Genomic DNA, 20605 nt, shown 5'->3' on the forward strand with positions numbered 1-20605 from the left:
GAGACGATTCGCGGCCCATCCGCTCCTGCGTGACGATTCTCCGCGGCCGGGATCGTCACGCAGGGCCAGTTCGCGATTCACGGGATAGGCGCGAGTCTCAAACAACAAGTTAAACATTTTTAAATTCCCGAACAATACACGATCACAGCACAATTGCAGACAATGTCCGTTTCCATCATGCTGCGCATCGAGAAATTCCGGCGCCTTCGCAAGGACGAATACGGGTCACTCCCCGTCATCCTGGCGATCGCGCTGGTTCCGCTTGCCGGCCTCGTCGGCGGCGTGGCCGATTTCGGCCGCGCCATATCGGAGCGCACGCGACTGAACAGCGCGCTCGATGCGGCGGTGATCGTCGCCGCGAAGGCGGCGCAGGATGCGGACACCGCCAACAAGTCGAGTGCGGACGTCAAGTCGCTCGCGGAGAAGGCCGGCACGGACTATTTCAACTCGGTTCAGAACCTGCCCGCGGGCACGGTGCCGACGGTGACGGTCACGGTGGCGAACCGCACGGTGAGCGTGACGGGAAACTACACCGCCGCCGTATCGACGACCCTGCTCGGCGTCCTGGGGATCAAGAGTTTCTCCCTGACCGGCAATGCCGCCTCCGAACTCAGCCTGTCGCCGATGGTCGACATCTACCTGCTCATCGACGTGTCCGGATCGATGGCGATCGGGGCGACGACGGCAGACATCAAGAAGCTCCAGGACAAATTCGGTTGCGCCTTCGCATGCCATGACGGCGCGTCCTTCTCGGAAGGCACCGGATGGAGAAAAACGACCTACAGCGATTCCTTCGATTGGGCACAAAAGAACGGCGTCAATCTCCGCATCAATGAAATCAACGTCGGCATCACCGCGTTCGTGACGTGGCTGAAATCTCAATCATCCGCCAACCGGCGCCTGCGCATTGCCGTTTATTCATTCAGCAACGGCATCGCGCCGATCGTGAAACTGACCGAAACCCTCGACAGCGCCGCAAACAATCTCCCCAGCGCACCGAGCGCATCGAACACGACGGAAGGGGGCACCCACTTCTCCGACATCATGCCGACCTTCGCCTCGATCGTCGGGACGAGCGGCGATGGGACCACGACCGCCAAGAAGCTGGTCATCATCGCCACGGACGGCGTGCAGGATCCGAACCGGCTCTGGAGCCTCAGCGGGTACGAATGGATGCGCCCACAGGTGCGCCCCTTCGATCCGGCCGACTGCCGGAAGGTCGATCGGAGCGTGTCGGTCGGCGTGCTCTACGCGCCCTACATCAACCTCTCGCCGGATTGGGGCTATCTCGCCACGCTCGGGATGCCGAGCCAGATCGGCAACAAGGGCACGCGCTTCGACGACATCGTCCCCCAGTTGAAGCAATGCGCGACCTCCGCCGGGCTGTTCGTCGATGCTTCGACATCCGCCTCGGTCGGCGACGCCTTCAAGAACATCTTCAGCAGCTTCACGACGGTGAGGCTGTCCCGATGAGCCGTCGGCCGGCCGACGGGCTCTCGGCGCACCTGCGCCGCTTCTCGCGGGACGAGGGCGGCGTCTACGCCGTCGAGTTCGCCTTCTTCGGCACCCTGCTGGTCATCCTCGTGATGGTGCTGCTCCAGTACGCGATCGTCTTCCTCGCGCGCCAGAACCTGGACAACGCGATGCAGGTCGCCAAGCGCTCGCTTCTGACGGGAAATTTCCAGAAGGCGAATGCGGGATCGACGGATCAGGCCAAGATTCTCAGCGCCTTCCGCGCACAGATGTGCGGGACCTCGGCCGCTCTGGCCATCTTCTACACCTGCGACAACCTCAAGGTCGACGTGCAGGTTTCCGGCACGTTCAATCCGAGTTCGTCGAGCGGTTCCGCCGTGGACGGCAGCACGGGCGATTGGACGAAGGGTTTCGGCACCACCTATGTCTGCCCCAGTCCGCAGAGCATCGCCGTCGTCCGGGCGGCGGTGAAGCTTCCGCTGTTCGTGCCGATGTTCAACCTCGGCTTTCCCGGCTTCTCCGGCAACGCGGCGCTGCTGCAATCGGCCGCCGTGTTCCGCGTCGAGCCCTATCAGGGCGGCAGCGCGGGAACCTGCTGATATGAGCCGCCTGGATGTCCGAACCCGGCTGCAAGGGCCGATCCGACGCTTCGCCCGCCAGGATTCCGGGAGCGCCGTGATCGAGTTCGCGATTCTGGTGCCGATCCTGGTCATCCTGATCTACGCGGTGGCCGAATATTCGAACGCGATCGACAACCGCAACAAGGTCAGCGCGCTGACCCGGACACTCGCCGACCTCGTGTCGCAGGGCGGCAAGCAGAACCCGATCTCGGCCGCGGAGATGAGCAGCATCGCGGCGGCGGCCGAACCCGTTCTCGCCCCGTTTCCAGCCTCGCGCGCGACCATGACGATCTCGGCGGTGGGCGTCACGTCGAGCGGCAGCAAACAGGTTCCCTACATCTGCTCGAACTGGTCGACAGCGACCAAGCCGAAGACGGGCCTCTCCAGCACGCTGAATCTCCCGACGAACTTTCAGCGCAAGGGGGCGCGCTTCGTGCTGGCCGAGGTGTCGATGCCCTATCAGCCGCTGTTCGCGACGGTGCTGGGCCGGTTCATGACCGGGTTCGACCTCAACCTCACCTGGACCGACGCCATCGCGTGGCCCGTCCGGGGCGGTCAGAGCTACGCGTCGGGCGACGATCCGGAGATCGTGCTGCCGGACGGTCAGGAGTGCCGCAAGACGATGTAGGGGCGAAACGACCGTCGCCGCATCGAGCGGAGGATGGCGCGCCCTCGAGAGCGGGACGCATCCAGGGCCATCGCCTGAAGCGATGGCCCTGGTTTTGTTGGCCAGGATTTCCTTGGCCAGCCTCAGTCGCCGGCGCCGGCTTCCGCGGGCTCAGGCTTTCGCTCCGCTCGATGCTTCTCAGGACCATGGTCCTGAGAAGCCCGCTCCGCGCGGCGCTCTTCGCCCCGCGAAGCCGCTCAGGCGGCTTCGAGCGATGGCCCTGGGGACGCACACCCGTGGAGGGCTGCATCCCGCTCGAAGGGAGCGAGCCGTTGCGAAAGCGAAGAGGAAGGGCGCGTCGGTCAGATCTCCTGGTCCTGATCGTCCGCGAGGGCAGCCGTGTCGGCCCGTTCGCGCCAATCCGTCACGCCGTGCGCGCGGGCGAAACGGAGTTCGGCCGCTTTCAGGGCACGCTCCGGGTCGCGGGCACGGGCGATCTCGACGCAACCGACCGTAAAGGGCATCCCGAGAATCTGCTTCGCGAAGTGGACGCGGTAGTTCGGCATACACAACTCCTTATCCTGAAGCGGCTGCGCGTCTTCCCGCGGAGATGTGCGCCATACAAGGCGCACCTGCAACCGCCCGCCCGGTCAAGCCGCTGCAAAAGCTACGCCTTTTCCGGAGCAATCCTTCATATAGGTTGCTTCGGCAGGCATGCTACCGCCGGGCACCTGAACGGGGACGGACACTCTGCCGCGCGACGGTTCCGACCCTGCTCCCGCCGACGGGGCTGGCCTTGGGGGCGCGGCCTGCCGTAAGGGGCGGTCCATGCCGCCCGCACCGCCCGACCGCCTCTCCTCGCGCCAGTCTTCCCCGAAGCGGGCCGCGCAGCGATGAGTCCCGATGCGGCCGGGCCTCGCGGGATCGCTCCGACGACGCGCCTCGGGCTCACCCTGATCGCGGGCGGGGCGGTCGCCAACATCTACTACAACCAGCCGCTGCTCGCGGTCCTCGTCGCCGAGTTCGGCGAGCGGGCGGCGCTCGCCGTGCCGACCGCGAGCCTCGTCGGCTACGGCCTCGGCATCCTGTTCCTGGTGCCCCTGGGCGATGCCCTGCCGCGGCGCGATCTGATCGCGTGGCAGTTGCTCGGCCTCGCGCTCACCCTCGTCGCCGCCGCGCTCAGCCCGAACCTCGCGACGCTCACGCTCGCGAGCCTCGCCATCGGCATCCTCGCCTGCGCCGCGCAACAGGCCGTGCCCTTCGCCGCCGAACTCGCCCCCGACGCGAGCCGTGGGCGGATCGTCGGCGGCGTGATGACCGGGCTGCTCTCCGGCATCCTGCTCGCCCGCACCGCGAGCGGCCTCGTCGGCGCCCGTTTCGGCTGGCGCGCCGTGTTCTTCGCCGCGGCCGGCCTCGCCCTGGCCATGGCCCTGGTGGCCCTGCGCACCCTGCCGCGCATCGTGCCGAAGCAGCGCCTGCGCTACCGCGCGCTGATGGCCTCGCTGCTGTACCTCGTGCGCAGCCAGCCGGTGCTGCGCAACGCCGGCCTGTCCCAGGCGCTGCTGTTCGCGAGCTTCAACGCCTTCTGGGCGACGCTGGCCCTCCTCGTCGAGGCTCCGCCCTTCGATCTCACCGCGGCGGGCGCGGGCCTGTTCGGCGTCATCGGCGTGGCGGGCGCGTTGATCGCCCCGCATTCCGGCCGCTACAGCGACCGGCGCGGGGCGCGGCCCGTGGTGATCCTCGGCTGCCTCCTGGTCGCGGCGGCCTTCGCCGTGCTGGCACTGGCCGGGGAGGTCTCGCTTCTCGCCATCGGCGCGGGCGTGCTGCTCCTCGACATCGGCATCAACGGCGCGCTGATCGCCAACCAGACCCGCGCCTACGCCCTGATGCCGGGCGCGCGCGGGCGCATCAACACCGTGCTGTTCACCGCCGTCTTCATCGGCGGCGCGGCGGGCGCCTTCCTCGGATCGCGCGCCTTCCTCCTCGCGGGCTGGCCCGGCGTCTGCGCCGTCGGCGGCGTCTGCGCCCTCGGCGCGCTCGTCGTGTCCTGGCTCGGCGGGCGAGACAGGCTCACTTGAGCACCCGCGAGAGGCGGCACCACGCCGCCTTGTCCGGCGGCAGGCCGAAGCGCAGGCGCTCGGGAGCCTCGGGGAAGCGCCGCACGGAGATCCCGGCCTCGCCGAGGCGCCGGAACAGGGCGGGCGCGTCCGCGAAGGTCGCGGTGCGAAACAGGGCCGTGCCGCCGAGGATGCGCCCGCCGGCCCGCGCGATCATCCGGTCGAGGCGCGCCGCGTCCCGCGCGCGCGCGGCGGCGGCCTCGCGGCGCCAATCGGCATCGGCCAGAGCCGCGCAGCCGGCGGCGATCGCCGGGCCCGACACCGCCCAGGGTCCGAGAGCGGCCTCGATGCGCCGCACCAGGGCCGGCTCGGCCAGGGCGAAGCCGAGCCTGAGGCCGGCGAGCCCGTAGGTCTTGCCGAAGGAGCGCAGCACCACGAGGCCGGGCCGGGGCACGGCCGGATCGACGGCCTCGAAATCGGCGAAGGCCTGATCGAGCACCGCGAGGCCGCCGGCCGCGGGCCGAAGCGCCTCGGGCGAGAACACGCGCCCGTCCGGGTTGTTGGGGCTCACCGCCACCACGACCTCGGCGCCTTCGGCCGCGGCCGGGTCATCCACCACCCGCACCGCGTGCCCCGAGCGGATCCAGGCGGCGGCGTGCTCGGCGTAGGTCGGCCCGACCACCGCGACGCGGGCGGTCGGAACGAGCCGGGGCAGCATCCCGATCAGGATCTGCGTGCCCGGCGCGGCGGCGACGTGGTCCGGCCCCGGCGCACCGTAGGCCGCCGCCGCCGCCGACTTGAGCCGGGCGAGATCGGCGGGGGAGGGCAGACGCCGAAGGGCGCTGGCCTCCAGCGGCGGCAGCGGGTAGGGCACCGGATTGATGCCGGTCGAGAGGTCGATCCACGGCTCGGGCGCGCCCGGAAACAGCCGGCGGGCCGCGTCGAGATCGCCGCCATGCGGGATCGCGTCCCCCGAACCGTCCGACAACACGCCGCGCCCTTCCATCCCGACCCGCACCGACGATGCCCTGGCCCACCCCGACCCATCCGCCGGACACCCTCGGCATCCTGGCGCTCGCCCTGCTGATCGAGGCCGTGTCGGGCTATCCGGACCGCCTCTACAGGGCGCTCGGCCATCCTGTCACCTGGATCGGCCGTCTGATCGCCGCACTGGAGCGCCGGCTCAACCGGGGCGAAGCCGCCGCGCGCCGGCTCGGCGGCGTGCTGGCGCTCGCCCTGCTGCTGGCCGTGGTGGTCGCCGCCGCGCTCGCCCTGACCGCGCTCGCCGGGCTCGCCGGCGACGGGCTCGGCCTCGTGCTTCTCGCGATCCTCGCCGCGAGCCTGCCGGCGCAGCGCAGTCTGTTCGTCCACGTCCGGCGCGTCGCCGCCGCCCTGCGGACGGAGGGCTTGTCCGAGGGCCGGAGAGCAGTCTCGATGATCGTCGGGCGCAATCCCGAAACCCTCGACGAGGCCGCCGTCTGCCGGGCCGCCATCGAGAGCTTGGCGGAGAACTTTTCCGATGGCATCGTCGCGCCGGCCTTCTGGATCGGTGCCGGCGGGCTCGCGGGCGGCGCGCTCTACAAGGCGGTCAACACCGCCGACAGCATGATCGGCCACCGAACGCCCCGCTACGAGGCGTTCGGCTGGGCCGCCGCGCGCCTGGACGACCTCGTGAATCTGCCGGCCTCGCGGCTGACGGCCCTGCTGCTGATCGCGGCGGCGGCGCTGAGCCGGGACGCCTCGCCCGCGGGGGCGTGGCGGGCGATCCGCCGCGATGCCGGGCGCCACCGCTCGCCCAATGCCGGCTGGCCGGAAGCGGCGATGGCGGGGGCGCTCGGCCTGCGGCTGGCCGGCCCGCGCATCTACGGCGACACCCGCGTCGAGGACGCCTGGATGGGCGACGGCCGGGCCGAGGCGAGCGCCGACGACGTCTTTCGCGCGCTGAAGCTCTACCGCACGGCCTGCGCGCTTCAGTTCACCCTGGTCGCCGCCGGCGCCGGGATCTGGCTCTCCCTCACCCGGTAGATCCCCTCAGCGCAGGGCCAGCAGGCGATCGCAGTCGAGATGGGTTTCGAGGTGGTCGGCGAAGCGGTCGAGGGTCGCCTCGATGCCGGCCTCGTAGCGTTCGCCGCTCGCCGCGGCGCCGAGCCGCGCGAGCCAAGCGGCGCGCTGGCGATCGTCCGCGAACAGGCCGTGGACGTAGGTGCCGGCCACGAGCCCGTCGTCCGAGACCGCGCCGTCGGGCCGGCCGTCGGAAAACCGCAGGAGCGGGCGGGTGGTGTCCGGCCCGGACGTGTCGCCGACATGCATCTCGTAGCCGGTGAAGGGCTCGCCGTCGGCCAGCGTCGTGCCGGTCACCGCGACGAGGCGCTTGTCGCCGGTCATCACCGTCTCGATGTCGAGCAGACCCAGACCCGGCAGCGCGCGCGGCGCGCCCTCGATGCCGTCGGGGTCGGCGATGGAGCGCCCGAGCATCTGGTAGCCGCCGCACAGTCCCAGCACGCGCCGGCCCCGGCGCAGATGCGCCCGGATGTCGATGTCCCAGCCCTGCGCGCGGAGGAAGGACAAATCGTCGATCGTGGTCTTGGAGCCCGGCAGGACGATCAGGTCGGCCTCCGCCGGGATCGGCTCGTCGGGGGCTACGAACCGCACCGCGACGCCGGGTTCCTGCCGCAGGGGATCGAGATCGTCGAAATTGGCGATATGCGGCAGCCGCGGCACGGCGATCAGCGGCCGGCCGCCGCCGGTCGTCCGAGCGGGCGCATCCAGCGCCACCGCGTCCTCCGGCGGCAGGCGGCCGGCCTCGGGAAAGAACGGCACGAGGCCGAGCGGGGTCCAGCCGGTGCGCTCCGCGATCAGCGCCATGCCGTCGGCAAACAGCGTCGGGTCGCCGCGGAACCGGTTGACGATGAAGCCGCGGATCATCGCCGCGTCGTCGGGCTCCAGCACCGCCTGCGTGCCGACGAGGCTGGCGATCACGCCGCCCCGGTCGATGTCGCCGACGAGCACCACGGGCGTCTCCGTGGCTCGGGCAAAGCCCATATTGGCGATGTCGCCGCGGCGCAGGTTCACTTCCGCCGGCGAGCCCGCGCCCTCCACCAGCACGATGTCGGCCTCGCGCTTCAGCCGCTCGAAGCTGTCGCGCACCGAGGCCATCAGGCGCGGCTTCCACGACTGGTATTCGCGCGCCCCGGCGGTTCCGATCATCCGCCCCTGCACCACCACCTGCGCCCCGACATCGCTCTGGGGCTTGAGCAGAACCGGGTTCATGTGGACGGAAGGCGCCACCCGCGCCGCACGGGCCTGGAGCGCCTGGGCGCGCCCGATCTCGCCGCCGTCCGCGGTGACGGCGGCGTTGTTCGACATGTTCTGCGGCTTGAACGGGCGCACCGACAGGCCGCGCCGAACGAAGGCGCGGGCGAGGCCGGCCACCAGCAGCGACTTGCCGACATCGGACCCCGTCCCCTGGATCATCAGGGCGCGGGTCACCGGCTCGGCTCTGCTTCGTGCGCGGACATGCCCCTGCCATGGCACCGCCGCCGCCCGGCGTCGAGCCGGTTTTAGTGTCTCTCACAAAACGCCCGCTGCGCGGTCGTTAACAGAACGAGAACGGCCAGTGACCGGGCGTTTTGTGAGGCACTCTTAGCGGGCACGCAACCCGGCGAGCCAGTCCCGCGCGCCCGCCGCATCGGGCACGGAGGGCACGTCCGGCAGGGCAGGGGGGCGCACGATCACCACCGGCAGGCCGAGCCGGCGCGCCGCCTCGATCTTGGGATAGGTCGCCGCCCCGCCGGAATTCTTCGTGACCAGCACCTCGATCCCGGTCGCGCGCATGAAGCGGGTCTCGTCCGCCAGCGTGAAGGGGCCGCGGGCGCTGACCGTGACGAGGCCCGGCACCGGCAGGGCGTCGCCGACCGGCTCGATGGTGCGCACGACGTAGGCGTGCTGCGGCGCCCGGGCGAAGGCGGAGACCTCCTGCCGCCCGATCGTCAGGAACACCGTTTTCGCCGCCGCACCCAGGGCCTCGACGCTCGCGGCGACGGTCTCGACCTCGGTCCAGGCGTCGCCCGCCTGCCGCGTCCAGGCCGGTCGGCGCACGGCGAGCAGAGGCACGGCACGGGCCTCGCAGGCACGCGCCGCGTTGGCCGAGATGCGCGCGGCGAAGGGATGGGTCGCGTCGATCACCGCCGCGATGCCGTTCGCGCCGATCCACTCGGCCAGCCCCGCGGCGCCGCCGAAGCCGCCGATGCGGGTCGGCACCGGCCCGGGCCGCGGCGCGGCGGTGCGGCCGGCGAGCGAGAGCGTCAGCGCGACCTCGGGATCGCCGGCGAGCTGTGCGGCGAGCGCGCCGGCCTCGCCGGTGCCGCCGAGCACGAGAATCCGCATGGGATGGCGCGGGCGAGGCCCCTGGCCGGCGCTTCCGGACATCCCTACAACCATTCCTGCCTACAACCATTCCCGCCCGCGAGAGCCCGGCGCCGAGGCGGGCAAGGTTTTCGACGTGAGACCCTTCTGCCGCGATTGCCTGACGATGCAAGCCGAGGGCGCCTTGCGCTGCCGCGGATGCGGCTCGCCGCGGCTTCTCGCCCATCCGGCCCGCGACACCCTGAGCATCGCCCATGTCGATTGCGACGCCTTCTACGCGGCGATCGAGAAGCGCGACGACCCGTCCCTGCGCGACCGGCCGCTGATCGTCGGCGGGGGCAGGCGCGGCGTGGTCTCGACGGCCTGCTACCTCGCCCGGATCTCGGGCGTGCGCTCGGCCATGCCGATGTTCGAGGCGCTCAAGCGCTGCCCCGACGCCACCGTGCTGCGGCCGGACATGGAGAAGTACGCCCGCGTCGGGCGCGAGGTGCGGGCGATGATGCTGGCGCTGACGCCGCTGGTCGAGCCCGTCTCCATCGACGAGGCCTTCCTCGATCTCTCCGGCACCGAGCGGCTGCACGGCACGAGCCCGGCCCTGACGCTCGCCCGCTTCGCCGCGCAGGTCGAGGCCGGGATCGGCATCACCGTCTCGGTCGGGCTCTCCGCCAACAAGTTCCTGGCCAAGATCGCCTCCGACCTCGACAAGCCGCGCGGCTTCTCCGTCATCGCGGGCGAGGAGGCCGCCGCCTTCCTCGCCGACAGGCCGGTCGGCATCCTGCCCGGGATCGGCGAGAGCGCCCGCAACCGGCTCGCCGGGCTCGACATCCACCGCGTCGGCGACATCACGCGGGTCGATCCCGTCCGCCTCCAGGCCTCGCTCGGCCGGGACGCCCTGCGCCTGCTGGCGCTCGCCGAGGGCCGGGACCCGCGGCCGGTGCGCCCGACGCGGGAGACCAAGAGCGTCTCGGCCGAGACGACCTTCTCGACCGACCTGAGCCGCTTCGAGGACCTGCGCCCGATCCTGTGGCGCCTCTGCGAGAAGGTCTCGAGCCGCCTGAAGCGGGCGGAGCTCGCCGCCGGCAGCGTCACGCTGAAACTCAAGGACGCCCGGTTCCGCCTGCGCACCCGCACCCGCGGCGGCCTGAAACCGACGCAGCTCGCCGACCGGCTGTTCCGCGAGGGCGAGCCGATGCTGCGCGCGGCCTGCGACGGCACCGCCTTCCGCCTGATCGGCATCGGCGGCGGCGATCTCTGCGGCGCGATCCACGCCGACCGCGGCGATCTCGCCGATCAGGGCATCGAGCGCGTCGTCCGGCGCGAGGCCGCCCTCGATCGCCTGCGGGACAAGTTCGGCAGCGGCGCGATCCAGCGCGGCCTCGTCTTCACCGGCGAACCGGAGCCGCGGCGCCGAACCTGAACCGACGCTACTTCCTGCACGCACCCTCGGCCTTCGCATCGGCCTTGGCATCGGCCTTGGCGAGATCGAGCCGGCTCATGGTGCCGTCGATGGCGAAATCACCGTAATCGAGGTGCAGCCGCCCGCTGACGCCGTCCTCGTAGAGGTCGAACGTGAGGGTGTAGATCGGCGTGCGCTCGCCCTCGCCGGCGGTGAAGTAGCTCAGCGTCACCGGCCAGCGCCGCATCGCGGCGCGATCGCCCTCGCGCAGCGGCTTGTCGCGTTCGGTGTCGGCCGCCGGGGCGGCGCTCGGGCGGCCGATCACGGCCAGCGTGTCGTAGACCTTGCGGCCATCGTCGGAACCGTCGAACACCTTGGCGGAAACCGTGGTCTCGCCGGCCTTGGCCGCCTCGATCAGGCGGATCATGTGGTGGATCGGGAACAGCACCGCGCCCTGGGCCTGGAACTGGTCGCGCTTGGGCTCCTTCAGCTTCACCTTGAGCGTGTCGGCGGCCGCCTCGGCCGTGCCGTCCACGGCCGGGGAGGGGGCGTTGTTGAGGATCGTCGTGGTGCGGAAGCGGAAGCTCTTGCCGTCGCCGTTCTCGAAGGTGGTGCTGCGCAGGTCCGACGTCCGGTCGCCGGATTCGGCGGAGTCGAGCAGCGTCACCTGCCGGGTCTGCATCGTGAAGCCGCGGCAGGCATCGCCCGAGAAGTCGATGACGATCCGCCCACGCACGCCCTCGACCGCCCGCGTGCCCTCGGAGCGGGCCAAAGACAGGTCGTAGACCGCGCGGTGGTTGGCGAGCCGGATCGCCGTCCCATCGGGCACGGGGGCGGCCGGCCCGGCGGCCAGGGCGCTTCCGGACATCGCGGCCAGGACGAGCAGGGCCGGCGCGAGGCGCAGTCGCATGCGATCTCCCATGATCCGTCGTCCACAGGCGGGGGACCGGCGGACGCCGTCCGTCACATAGTCGTCCGGGCCGGGGGAACAATCTTTTTCGGTTGCCTCGGGAGAACGGCCAAGGTTTGCCGGCAAGGCCTGTCCGGCGCACCCGTCCACGGGATCGAGGCGACGCCCGCACTCCTGGATTTGGGAAAGTGCAATTTTACGCAACGTGTTGACGGCGCGCGGCCCATTCCGCGGCTTGGCCCTCCGGCGCCGCCGCCGCATGGTCGTCACCCGGCCGAATGCCGGTGGAAACCGGCCCGCGAGACGTGCCGACCCTTGCTCCGCGGTCGAGCTGTCCTGTAGTCTCCACCCGTCGCCAGCGATGGGTTTGGCGTCTGTTAACCGACATGTGCTGGGCCGCCGCGCGCGCCCCGGCGATGGGTATTTCGCCGTGCGGAGCAGCGGTCGACCGGCCGTGCCTTCCGCGCAGCCCGATGGCATGAATTCAAGGACGTTGCGACGTGGAGGGGGCAATGACGGAAGCGGTCCCGAGCTGGACGGACGAGCGCGTCGAGCTGCTTCGTCGCCTGTGGGATGACGGCTTGAGCGCCAGCCAGATCGCCCTCCAGATCGGCGGCGTCTCGCGCAATGCGGTGATCGGCAAGGTCCACCGCCTCGGCCTCGCCGGACGGGTCAAGCCGATCGGAGCGGCGGCCAGCCCGGGGCGCCGCAAGGACGACGGGATCGAGGCGGTCGCGATCGAGACGCTGGCGGTCGAGGAGCCGACCCTGCCGGAGCCGCCCGCGATCGTCGCACACCGGCCCGCGCCGGACTTCCCGCTGCCGCCGAAGCCGGCGGCGCCGGAGCCGGTGGCGCTCGCGGTCTCCGAGCGGGTCACCATCATGGACCTGCGCGATTCCATGTGCCGCTGGCCGATGGGCGATCCGACCTCGCCGGAATTCCGCTTCTGCGGCGCCCGCGCCATCACCGGCCTGCCCTACTGCACCCAGCACGCCCAGGTCGCCTACCAGCCGGCGGCCGAGCGCAAGCGGGATCGCCGGGTGGCCGGGTTCCGCTAGTCTTTTGGAAATGCCGCGCGGCGCTTGTCGAAACGCCCGCGCGGCGGGTGAGCCGGGCGCCTCCTTGATGACCGTCGCGAGGCTGGATCGCTTCGCCTGACGGCTCGCGATGACGGTGTGAACCTGCTCTCGCGTCATTGCGAGGCGGAGCCGAAGCAATCCAGGGCGCGACGCCAGCCGATAACCCTGGGACCGGGCCAAAGGGCCCGCTCTCACTCCGCGCCCGAAAACGTCTCGTCGAAGGAGTAGCCGGAGCCGCGCACGGTACGGATCGGGTCGCTCTGGCGCGGCCGGTTGATCGCCTTGCGCAGGCGGCCGACATGGACGTCGACCGTGCGCTCGTCGATGTAGACGTCGTGGCCCCACACGCCGTCGAGGAGCTGCTCGCGCGAGAACACCCGGCCGGGGCTCTGCATCAGGTGTTCGAGCAGCTTGAACTCGGTCGGCCCGAGATGGATCTCGCGGCCCTGGCGGCGGATGCGGTGGCTGACCCGGTCGAGTTCGATGTCGCCGGCCACCAGCATGTCGGCGACGTGGGCCGGCTTGGTCCGGCGCAACAGGGCGCGGACCCGGGCGAGCAGCTCCGGCACCGAGAACGGCTTGACCACGTAGTCGTCGGCCCCCGTCGAGAGGCCGCGGACCCGGTCGGCCTCCTCGCCCCGGGCGGTCAGCATGATGACGGGCAGGCGCTCCGTCTCGCGGCGGGCGCGGATGCGCCGGCACAGCTCGATGCCCGAGAGGCCCGGCACCATCCAGTCGAGCAGGACGAGGTCGGGCGTGGTCTCGCGCAGGCGCAGGTCCGCCTCGTCGCCGCGCACCGCCACGTCGACCGCGAAGCCCTCCGCTTCGAGGTTGTAGCGCAGCAGCGTCGTGAGCGATTCCTCGTCCTCGACGATCAGGATGCGCGCACTCGTCATCACCCGTGTTCCCATCCGTCGCGCCCGGCCGGTCCCGTAAGGGCGGCGGCCGGAGGCGCCTCCTCAACCCGTCCCATCGCCGGCCGATGCCGCCGGCGTCAGGCGCCCGGCGTCACCGTGGCGTAGTTCGAAGCGTCGTTCTTGGGCCGCTCGCCGGCCGGGTTCTCGCCGGTGACGAGATACTCGATGGTCTCGGCGACGTTGGTGGTGTGGTCGCCGATGCGCTCGACGTTCTTGGCGCAGAACAGCAGGTGCGTACAGAACGAGATGTTGCGCGGATCCTCCATCATGTAGGTCAGGAGTTCCCGGAACAGCGAGTTGTAGAGCGCGTCGATGGCGCTGTCGCGCTCCCACACCTCGCGGGCGGCGGCGACGTCGCGGCTCGCATAGGCGTCGAGCACGTCCTTGAGCTGCTCCTGGACGAGGTCGCTCATGTGCTGGACGCCGAGCACGATCTTCTGCGGCTGGGCCTGATCGCTGATCGCCACGACGCGCTTGGCGATGTTCTTGGCGAGATCGCCGATCCGTTCGAGGTCGCCCGAGACGCGGATGCCGGAGATCGTCTCGCGCAGGTCGATGGCGAGCGGCTGGCGCCGGGCGATGAGCAGGACCGAGCGCTCCTCGATCTCGCGCTGGAGCGTGTCGAGGCGCTTGTCGGCGACGATCACCGCCTGGGCCAGGGTCGCGTCGCGGCGCACCAGCGCCTCGGTGGCGTCCGTCATCATCTTCTCGGCCACGCCGCCCATCTCGGCGATGGTGCGGCGCAGGTTCTCGAGGTCGGTGTCGTAGGAGGAGACGATATGCTCGGCCATGTCGCGAATGTCCCGATCAGGCGCCTGAACGAGCGCTCCACCGCCGGATCGAACCTCGGTCCGGTGGTGGAGGGCGGGCTGTAGCGAAGGATGTCAGCCGAAGCGGCCGGTGATGTAGTCCTGGGTCTGGCGCTTGGACGGGTTCATGAAGATCTTCGAGGTCGCGTCGAACTCGATCAGCTCGCCGAGATACATGAACGCCGTGAACTGCGAGATGCGCGCGGCCTGCTGCATGTTGTGGGTCACGATGACGATCGTGAAATCGGTGCGCAGTTGCTCGATCAGTTCCTCGATGCGACCGGTCGAGATCGGGTCGAGGGCCGAGGTCGGCTCGTCGAACAGGATCACCTCCGGGCGCTGGGCCACGGTGCGGGCGATGCACAGGCGCTGCTGCTGACCGCCGGAGAGCCCGGTGCCGGGCTGCTTGAGCTTGTCCTTCACCTCGTCCCAGAGCGCGGCCTTGCGCAGCGACTCCTCCACCCGCCCGTCGAGCTCGGATTTCGGCAGCTTCTCGTAGAGGCGCAGGCCGAAGGCGACGTTGTCGTAGATCGACATCGGGAAGGGCGTCGGCTTCTGGAACACCATGCCGACGCGCGAGCGCAGTTCGTTCAGGTCGATCTTCGGGTCCAGGACGTTCTGGCCATCGAGCAGGATCTGCCCTTCCGCACGCTGCTCCGGGTAGAGGCTGTAGATGCGGTTGAAGGTGCGCAGCAGCGTCGACTTCCCGCAGCCCGAGGGACCGATCAGCGCGGTGACCTGCCGGTCGCGGAAATCGAGGTTGATGTCCTTCAGCCCGTGGAAGCTGCCGTAGTAGAAGTTGAGGTCCTTGCAGGCGATGCGCACGGGCGCCTTGACGTCGGCCGGGCTGCGGCCTTCGAACTGGCTGCGGATCGCGGGGGAGGCGCTCATCGGATCTCTCGTCGGTAGGAGGGCTGTCCGGGGGCGGCCTCAGCGCGCCCGCTGGTCCTTGATCACGAGGCGGGCCGCCACCGACAGGACGAGGATGGTGACGGTGATGAGCAGGGCGCCGGCCCAGGCGAGGCTCTGCCAGTTGGGATAGGGCGACAGCGCGAACTGGTAGATCATCACCGGCAGGTTCGGCACGCCGCCGAGCAGGCTGGCGTTGAACCAACTGTTGTTGTTGAGCGCCGTGAACAGCAGCGGCGCGGTCTCGCCGGCGATGCGGGCGAGCGCCAGGATGATGCCGGTGACGACGCCCGCGCTCGCCGCCCGCCACGCGATGGAGCGGATGACGAGGGAGCGGGGCGCGCCGAGCGCGGCGCCGGCCTCGCGCATCTGGCTCGGCACGAGGCGCAGCATGTCCTCGGTGGTGCGCACGATCACCGGAGTGGCGATGATCGCGAGCGCCACCGCGCCGGCCCAGCCGGAATAGGTGCCCATCGGCCGGACCATCAGGGTGTAGACGAACAGGCCGATCAGGATCGAGGGCGCCGAGAGCAGCACGTCGTTGAGGAAGCGGATCACGTCGGCGATCTTCGAGGCGCGGCCGTACTCGGCGAGGAAGGTGCCGGCCATCAGCCCGATCGGCGTGGCGATGACGATGCCGATCAGCGTCATCACGAGGCTGCCGAGGATGGCGTTGGCGATGCCGCCGCCCTCGGAGCCCGGCCCCGGCGTCGGCGCCGTGAACAGGGCGGGGGTGAAGCCCTTCACGCCCTCGACGATCAGCATCAGCAGGATCGAGCCGAGCACGAGGATGCCGAGCAGCGTCGCGAGCGTGCTCGCCAGGATCAGGATGCGGTCGGCGATCCGGCGGCCGGAGCGCACGCGGCTGACCGCGGGGGTCCGGCCGGCCGTCGCGAGGGGGTTGCTGGCATCCATGACTCGTCGGTTTCCGAGGCTGGCGGCGGTGCGGACGTTTCGCTTCAGGCGACCTTGGCGCGCCGCACCAGCAGGCGCGCGACGATCAGCACGAAGAAGGTGATGATGAAGAGCAGGCAGCCGAGCGCCATCAGCGACGAGAGCTGGAGCCCGTCGGCCTCGTTGAACTCGTTGGCGATGCGCGAGGCGATGGTGGAGCCGGGATCGAAGATCGAGGCCGAGAGGCGGTTGGCGTTGCCGATCACGAAGGTGACCGCCATCGTCTCGCCGAGCGCGCGGCCGAGACCGAGCATGATCGCGCCGATGATCGAGACGGAGGCCTGCGGCACGAGGACGTGGCGGACCACCTCCCAGGTGGTGCAGCCGATGCCGTAGGCGCTCTCGCGCAGCACGGTGGGGATCTGGTCGAGCATGTCGCGGGTGATCGAGGCCACGAAGGGCACGATCATGATGGCGAGGATGATGCCGGCGGTGAGCACGCCGACGCCCGAGGGGATGCGGGCATAGAGGACGGTGCCGAGCACCGGCATGCCCTCGACGAGGTTCGAGACCGGCACCTGCACGAAGCGGGCGAACAGCGGCGCGAACACGAACAGGCCCCACATGCCGTAGATGATGCTCGGCACCGAGGCGAGCAGCTCGATCGTCATGGCGACCGGCTTGCGGGCCCAGCCGGGACAGAGCTGCGTGAGGTAGACCGCGATGCCGAGCGAGACCGGCACGCCGATGATCAGGGCCAGCAGGGCCGCGGCCACGGTGCCGATGACGGCGGGCAGCGCGCCGAACTGCTCGGTGCCGATGTTCCAGGCGCTGGAGGTGAGGAAGCCGAAGCCGAACTCGGAAAAGGCCGGCCACGCGCCGTAGACGATGGAGCCGAGGATGCCGGCGAGCACCGCCAGCACGAGCAGGGCCGAGGCGTAGGCCGCGCCCTGGAAGAGCCGGTCGGCGCTCTTGCTCGGGGCGGTGCGGGCCGTGCCGCTCGCGCGGGCCAGGGCGATGGACTGGGTCAAGGCGGTCATCCGCGGGAGGCTCTTCGAATGGGTGGCGTTTAGCGCGCCGTGGCGCGCGAGGCGAGCCGGACACCCGGAGAAAGACCCTCTCCCGATCGCGGGAGAGGGTCGAAGACTTCGGTTACATGCCGAAGACGGGCTTGCCGTCCTTGCCCCTGATGCCCTTCCACTCCTCGTGGATCAGGCCGACCACGTTGTCGGGCAGCGGCACGTAGTCGAGTTCGGTGGCGAGCCTGTCGCCGTTCCCGTAGGCCCAGTCGAAGAACTTCAGCACCTCGCCGGCCTTGACCGCATCCGCCGGCTCCTTGTGGACCAGGATGAAGGTGGCGGCGGTGATCGGCCACGCATCGTCGCCGGCCTGGTTGGTCAGCGTGATGCCGAAACCGGGGGTCGACTTCCAGTCGGCGCTGGCGGCGGCGGCCTGGAAGGCCTTTTCGTCGGGCTGCGGGTACTTGCCGGCCTTGTTCTCGATCAGGGCGTAGGCGAGCCTGTTCTGCTTGGCGTAGGCCGACTCGACGTAGCCGATCGCGTTCGGAACCTGCTTCACGGTGGCGGTCACGCCCTCGTTGCCCTTGCCGCCCTGGCCGACCGGCCAGCTCACCGTGGTGGCGGCGCCGAACTCCTTCTTCCAGGGCTCGGAGACGGAGGAGAGATAGGTGGTGAAGATGTTGGTCGTGCCGGAGGCGTCCGAGCGGTAGACCGGCGTGATGTTGGCGTCGGGCAGCTTCACGCCCTCGTTCAGCTTGGCGATCTTCGGGTCGGACCACTTCAGGATCTTGCCGGCGTAGATGTCGGCCAGGAGCTCGCCGGTCAGCTTGACCTTGCCGGCCTCGACGCCCGCGACGTTGATCACCGGCACGACGCCGCCCATCACCGTCGGGAACTGGACGAGGCCGTCCTTCTCGAGCTGGGCGGGCTTCAGCGGCGCGTCGGTCGCGCCGAAATCGACGGTCTTGGCCTGGATCTGCTTGATGCCGCCGCCCGAGCCGATCGACTGATAGTTCAGGCCCGTGCCGGTCTCCTTGCGGTAGGCTTCCGCCCACTTCGAGTAGACCGGGAAGGGGAAGGTGGCACCGGCGCCGGTGATCTCTGCGGCCAGGGCCGAGGTCGCGAACTGGGCGGCCGCGAGGCCGACGGCCAAGGCGTAAGCGAAGGGTTTCACGAGCATCTCCGTAGGGTGTCGGACACGCTTGCGAACCGGACCCGATCGGAAACCGGTTCGCTGCGGCATCGTGGCCCAAGTAGTGCACCGACGCGCCGCCTCTATGACCGGCACATGACGGTGACATGACAGCGGTCGGAGACGCGGAATTTCGCTGAGGATGGGACCGCTTGGCGCTCCTCGGGCGTTGGCGGTCAGGTGCTCGGACCATTTGGCCGGGGATTCGCCGAAGCGCCCGCCGCAGCCGTTCCATCGGGCTCGACGGCAAGGGGCGTCTCGCGAAAGCTCCCGACCGGCATGGGTTCGGGCTTGCAAGTCCGAAGGAGACCGTCGGCGTGACGGAGCCGCAGCCATCCCGCGACGAGGATCCTTTCCTCGATCCGGCCGACCCGCAGGAGGCGGCATACAGGGCGCTCCACGCGGAGCGGGCCGCCCTGGAAGAGGAACTGGCGCTGCTGCAGCAGCGGCAGCGGTTCGGGCACGATGCGGGAGACATCGAAGCGGCCCGGCTCACCGAAGCCGCCCTGCTCAAGGACCTCGATCGGATCCTGACCATGATTCGCGCGGCCGAGATCCGGCGCCGGCAGCCGCAGGCCCGGCGCTGGCAGTAGCGGTCAGCCGCCGACGCGGTTTCGGCCGGAGACCGGAGCCTCGACTCGAATCGCGGCGCCGCACCCTGCCGGCGGTCGGCGTTTCCTCCATCGGGTTCGGGGCGCGCGGACCGGGTCAGGCGCTTCGCCGCCGGTCACGCTCCTTCTGCCGCAGGCGCAGCAGAAGCTCCACCTGCGTGTCGGTGATCGGCTGGGCGTCGCACCGGTCGACGTAGACCTCGCGCAGCCCCTGTCCGATCCGGTCCCGCGTCTCGCCGTTGAGGGCCGGCATGCCGGCCTCGACGATCGAGCCACCGAGGTCGTTCGTCGCGAGATGTACCATGGATCGACCGGGCCAAGTCTGAAGGAACGGTGTCGCCCCGCGGATGAGGGGGCGATGGTGCCCGAGATTGCGCCGGGATGGTTAACGAAGACTTACAATGCTCGAACCCATCGATACGGGCGCGTTTTTTCGAGCGCCTCGTCATTTCTCGATTCGGATCGGCGGCGCCGGGCGCATCGGCCCGCATGCGTCGCTCCTCCTGGAACGATCATCCGCTGCGGACCGCTTCGATGGAATGAACCGTGTGCGCCGACGCACGTCACAGGGGACGGATTTCGACGGCACCAGAGCCAGCCGGCCGAAATCATGTCGTTGCGGCAGATGCTTGGGCAATACGACCCGCGCGTGGGGCGATCATGACCGATCGCGTCGACGGACGGTCGGGATGACCGGCCGAACCGGACCCGTTTCCTCCTATGTCGTTGGGCTGCCCGCCCCCATGCGGTACGCAGGCGACAGGCGGGTCGGCTTTCTCGGGAGAGTCGGCCCGCCACGCCCGGCCCATGCGCCCTCGGCGCGACGTCGGCGATACGCGGCCGGCGCCATCCTTCCCGCCGCCCCGCTTCGCGCCGCCGCCGGGGTCGGCGGAATCCTCGCCGGACACGCTGCCGCTGCCATGATCCTGCGGCGTCAGGCCGGGGCCGGTCCGGCGCCTCGGGCTTCTCGCCGGACGCGGTGTCGGAGTCTTCCCGGTGCCGGCCATCGGGCACCTTCCGCGGATCAACCCGGTGAAGCCCGTCCGGGTTCGCGAGGCCCGCGTCCGGCGGGTGCCTATCGAAACTGTGCCGCGATCGTCTCGTCCGTGCGCCACAGCGTATGGCACACCTTGGTGGAGGCGAGACGCATCGCCGTCAGCATGAACACCTCGGGAACGATCGATGCGTCGGGCACGACGATCTCGACGCCGTGAGCGGAGAGGTCGTGAACCAGACAACCGATGGAGGTGTGCTCGTCGATGGCGATCCAGCCTGTTTCGGCAGTCGGATGATGCGCGTCGAACCGGTGCTGGACATGGCTGGACATCGAGGCACTCTCAAGCGGGTTGAAGACTGCCATTTGCGGGACAACGCCGCGTTTCGTCATCCGCTCAAATTCGAAAGATCGGACGTTAATCCGAGGTAACGCCCCGTACCTGATCGAACGGACGACGGGCGCGGTCAGGTCGAAGCGGGACCTCGGGATGCGCGGGACGGAGGCAGCAGCGACGAGGCGAACGTCTCGCTCGGTCGGCTCCGGGTGACCTGGACCCTGCGCTGGAGGGCGGGGTGGACAACCGTCCGCCCCGAACCCGCAGGCACGAAGAGAACGTCCCCCTCGATCGGCTCGTCCCGATCCGGCGGCGGTGCCTCGACCGGCATCGGCACCGGCGCGTGTCGCCGGTCCGGCACCAGCCTGGATGCCCCGAACGCGGCAAGGCCGGCCAGCCCCCAACTCAGCGACGTC

General features: G+C 70.3%; 21 protein-coding genes. 8 read left to right on the top strand and 13 right to left on the bottom strand.

The annotated features are described in order from the left end of the window. Positions 1 to 177 precede the first annotated feature (177 nt). The 3 genes from PGN25_16255 to PGN25_16265 are packed head-to-tail and all read left to right on the top strand — an operon-like array spanning position 178 to position 2721. The gene (locus PGN25_16255; GenBank protein ID MEH3119090.1) at positions 178 to 1473 is read left to right on the top strand and encodes a pilus assembly protein TadG-related protein; all 1296 of its coding nucleotides are present in this window, start codon (positions 178 to 180) and stop codon (positions 1471 to 1473) included. Then, complete coding sequence (locus tag PGN25_16260) at positions 1470 to 2072, top strand: pilus assembly protein (GenBank protein MEH3119091.1); 603 nt, start codon at positions 1470 to 1472, stop codon at positions 2070 to 2072. Before PGN25_16255 ends, PGN25_16260 begins: the two co-directional genes overlap by 4 nt. Position 2073: 1 nt before the next feature. Next, positions 2074 to 2721: a pilus assembly protein gene (locus PGN25_16265; protein ID MEH3119092.1), complete on the top strand. Its 648-nt coding sequence runs from the start codon at positions 2074 to 2076 to the stop codon at positions 2719 to 2721. Positions 2722 to 3062: 341 nt separating this feature from the next. Here PGN25_16265 and PGN25_16270 read toward each other — a convergent pair whose 3' ends face one another. Further along, positions 3063 to 3266, bottom strand: a complete 204-nt coding sequence (locus PGN25_16270) for a hypothetical protein (protein ID MEH3119093.1) — start codon at positions 3264 to 3266, stop codon at positions 3063 to 3065. A 327-nt stretch (positions 3267 to 3593) separates the two neighbouring features. Between PGN25_16270 and PGN25_16275 the strand changes: the two genes are divergently transcribed. Next, a complete protein-coding gene (locus PGN25_16275) occupies positions 3594 to 4778 on the top strand; it encodes an MFS transporter (protein MEH3119094.1) in 1185 nt (394 codons plus the stop codon). On the opposite strand, the gene cobD is transcribed toward PGN25_16275, so the two are convergent. Continuing rightward, positions 4771 to 5763, bottom strand: coding sequence for a threonine-phosphate decarboxylase CobD (gene cobD, locus PGN25_16280; protein ID MEH3119095.1), 993 nt, complete (start codon positions 5761 to 5763; stop codon positions 4771 to 4773). The genes PGN25_16275 and cobD overlap by 8 nt on opposite strands. Before the next feature lie 17 nt (positions 5764 to 5780). Between cobD and cbiB the strand changes: the two genes are divergently transcribed. After that, positions 5781 to 6782 carry an adenosylcobinamide-phosphate synthase CbiB gene (gene cbiB / locus PGN25_16285; GenBank protein MEH3119096.1) on the top strand — a complete coding sequence of 334 codons (1002 nt, stop codon included), beginning with the start codon at positions 5781 to 5783 and terminating at the stop codon, positions 6780 to 6782. A 6-nt stretch (positions 6783 to 6788) separates the two neighbouring features. Here the strand turns inward: cbiB and PGN25_16290 are convergent, their stop codons facing one another. Further along, positions 6789 to 8231, bottom strand: a complete 1443-nt coding sequence (locus PGN25_16290) for a cobyric acid synthase (protein MEH3119097.1) — start codon at positions 8229 to 8231, stop codon at positions 6789 to 6791. Between the two features lie 168 nt (positions 8232 to 8399). Next, positions 8400 to 9143 carry a cobalt-precorrin-6A reductase gene (locus tag PGN25_16295; protein ID MEH3119098.1) on the bottom strand — a complete coding sequence of 248 codons (744 nt, stop codon included), beginning with the start codon at positions 9141 to 9143 and terminating at the stop codon, positions 8400 to 8402. A gap of 115 nt (positions 9144 to 9258) precedes the next feature. On the opposite strand from PGN25_16295, the gene PGN25_16300 reads away from it, so the two are divergent. Continuing rightward, complete coding sequence (locus PGN25_16300) at positions 9259 to 10539, top strand: DNA polymerase IV (protein MEH3119099.1); 1281 nt, start codon at positions 9259 to 9261, stop codon at positions 10537 to 10539. 7 nt (positions 10540 to 10546) lie between these two features. Here the strand turns inward: PGN25_16300 and PGN25_16305 are convergent, their stop codons facing one another. Further along, positions 10547 to 11428, bottom strand: coding sequence for a cell envelope integrity EipB family protein (locus tag PGN25_16305; protein ID MEH3119100.1), 882 nt, complete (start codon positions 11426 to 11428; stop codon positions 10547 to 10549). A gap of 512 nt (positions 11429 to 11940) precedes the next feature. On the opposite strand from PGN25_16305, the gene PGN25_16310 reads away from it, so the two are divergent. Further along, on the top strand, positions 11941 to 12486 hold the full coding sequence (locus PGN25_16310) for a GcrA cell cycle regulator (GenBank protein ID MEH3119101.1): 546 nt from the start codon (positions 11941 to 11943) through the stop codon (positions 12484 to 12486). A gap of 212 nt (positions 12487 to 12698) precedes the next feature. On the opposite strand, the gene phoB is transcribed toward PGN25_16310, so the two are convergent. From phoB to pstS, 6 genes are all read right to left on the bottom strand, one after another. After that, a complete protein-coding gene (gene phoB / locus PGN25_16315) occupies positions 12699 to 13403 on the bottom strand; it encodes a phosphate regulon transcriptional regulator PhoB (protein MEH3119102.1) in 705 nt (234 codons plus the stop codon). 98 nt (positions 13404 to 13501) lie between these two features. Continuing rightward, positions 13502 to 14215, bottom strand: coding sequence for a phosphate signaling complex protein PhoU (gene phoU, locus PGN25_16320; GenBank protein MEH3119103.1), 714 nt, complete (start codon positions 14213 to 14215; stop codon positions 13502 to 13504). Positions 14216 to 14308: 93 nt separating this feature from the next. Continuing rightward, on the bottom strand, positions 14309 to 15124 hold the full coding sequence (pstB, locus tag PGN25_16325; GenBank protein MEH3119104.1) for a phosphate ABC transporter ATP-binding protein PstB: 816 nt from the start codon (positions 15122 to 15124) through the stop codon (positions 14309 to 14311). A 39-nt stretch (positions 15125 to 15163) separates the two neighbouring features. Continuing rightward, complete coding sequence (gene pstA / locus PGN25_16330) at positions 15164 to 16057, bottom strand: phosphate ABC transporter permease PstA (GenBank protein ID MEH3119105.1); 894 nt, start codon at positions 16055 to 16057, stop codon at positions 15164 to 15166. Between the two features lie 44 nt (positions 16058 to 16101). Beyond that, positions 16102 to 17076 carry a phosphate ABC transporter permease subunit PstC gene (pstC, locus tag PGN25_16335; protein ID MEH3119106.1) on the bottom strand — a complete coding sequence of 325 codons (975 nt, stop codon included), beginning with the start codon at positions 17074 to 17076 and terminating at the stop codon, positions 16102 to 16104. A 112-nt stretch (positions 17077 to 17188) separates the two neighbouring features. Next, positions 17189 to 18229: a phosphate ABC transporter substrate-binding protein PstS gene (gene pstS, locus PGN25_16340; GenBank protein MEH3119107.1), complete on the bottom strand. Its 1041-nt coding sequence runs from the start codon at positions 18227 to 18229 to the stop codon at positions 17189 to 17191. Positions 18230 to 18564: 335 nt separating this feature from the next. On the opposite strand from pstS, the gene PGN25_16345 reads away from it, so the two are divergent. Beyond that, complete coding sequence (locus tag PGN25_16345) at positions 18565 to 18840, top strand: hypothetical protein (protein ID MEH3119108.1); 276 nt, start codon at positions 18565 to 18567, stop codon at positions 18838 to 18840. Positions 18841 to 18955: 115 nt separating this feature from the next. Here PGN25_16345 and PGN25_16350 read toward each other — a convergent pair whose 3' ends face one another. Then, positions 18956 to 19162: a hypothetical protein gene (locus PGN25_16350; protein MEH3119109.1), complete on the bottom strand. Its 207-nt coding sequence runs from the start codon at positions 19160 to 19162 to the stop codon at positions 18956 to 18958. 771 nt (positions 19163 to 19933) lie between these two features. Beyond that, positions 19934 to 20185, bottom strand: a complete 252-nt coding sequence (locus PGN25_16355; protein MEH3119110.1) for a PilZ domain-containing protein — start codon at positions 20183 to 20185, stop codon at positions 19934 to 19936. Between the last annotated feature and the right edge of the window lie 420 nt (positions 20186 to 20605).

This window comes from Methylorubrum populi, assembly GCA_036946625.1.
GTDB classification, from domain to species: Bacteria; Pseudomonadota; Alphaproteobacteria; order Rhizobiales; family Beijerinckiaceae; genus Methylobacterium; species Methylobacterium populi_C.

Bases quoted from the DNA above. Each gene is read 5' to 3' on its own strand.
- PGN25_16265 (MEH3119092.1), top strand. From the start codon at position 2,074: ATGAGCCGCCTGGATGTCCGAACCCGGCTGCAAGGGCCGATCCGACGC.
- PGN25_16350 (MEH3119109.1), bottom strand. From the start codon at position 19,162: ATGGTACATCTCGCGACGAACGACCTCGGTGGCTCGATCGTCGAGGCC.
- phoB (MEH3119102.1), bottom strand. From the start codon at position 13,403: ATGACGAGTGCGCGCATCCTGATCGTCGAGGACGAGGAATCGCTCACG.
- PGN25_16305 (MEH3119100.1), bottom strand. From the start codon at position 11,428: ATGCGACTGCGCCTCGCGCCGGCCCTGCTCGTCCTGGCCGCGATGTCC.
- cobD (MEH3119095.1), bottom strand. From the start codon at position 5,763: ATGGAAGGGCGCGGCGTGTTGTCGGACGGTTCGGGGGACGCGATCCCG.
- PGN25_16355 (MEH3119110.1), bottom strand. From the start codon at position 20,185: ATGTCCAGCCATGTCCAGCACCGGTTCGACGCGCATCATCCGACTGCC.
- PGN25_16260 (MEH3119091.1), top strand. From the start codon at position 1,470: ATGAGCCGTCGGCCGGCCGACGGGCTCTCGGCGCACCTGCGCCGCTTC.
- PGN25_16270 (MEH3119093.1), bottom strand. From the start codon at position 3,266: ATGCCGAACTACCGCGTCCACTTCGCGAAGCAGATTCTCGGGATGCCC.
- pstB (MEH3119104.1), bottom strand. From the start codon at position 15,124: ATGAGCGCCTCCCCCGCGATCCGCAGCCAGTTCGAAGGCCGCAGCCCG.
- PGN25_16275 (MEH3119094.1), top strand. From the start codon at position 3,594: ATGAGTCCCGATGCGGCCGGGCCTCGCGGGATCGCTCCGACGACGCGC.
- phoU (MEH3119103.1), bottom strand. From the start codon at position 14,215: ATGGCCGAGCATATCGTCTCCTCCTACGACACCGACCTCGAGAACCTG.
- PGN25_16295 (MEH3119098.1), bottom strand. From the start codon at position 9,143: ATGCGGATTCTCGTGCTCGGCGGCACCGGCGAGGCCGGCGCGCTCGCC.
- PGN25_16310 (MEH3119101.1), top strand. From the start codon at position 11,941: ATGACGGAAGCGGTCCCGAGCTGGACGGACGAGCGCGTCGAGCTGCTT.
- PGN25_16255 (MEH3119090.1), top strand. From the start codon at position 178: ATGCTGCGCATCGAGAAATTCCGGCGCCTTCGCAAGGACGAATACGGG.
- pstC (MEH3119106.1), bottom strand. From the start codon at position 17,076: ATGACCGCCTTGACCCAGTCCATCGCCCTGGCCCGCGCGAGCGGCACG.
- cbiB (MEH3119096.1), top strand. From the start codon at position 5,781: ATGCCCTGGCCCACCCCGACCCATCCGCCGGACACCCTCGGCATCCTG.
- PGN25_16290 (MEH3119097.1), bottom strand. From the start codon at position 8,231: ATGATCCAGGGGACGGGGTCCGATGTCGGCAAGTCGCTGCTGGTGGCC.
- pstA (MEH3119105.1), bottom strand. From the start codon at position 16,057: ATGGATGCCAGCAACCCCCTCGCGACGGCCGGCCGGACCCCCGCGGTC.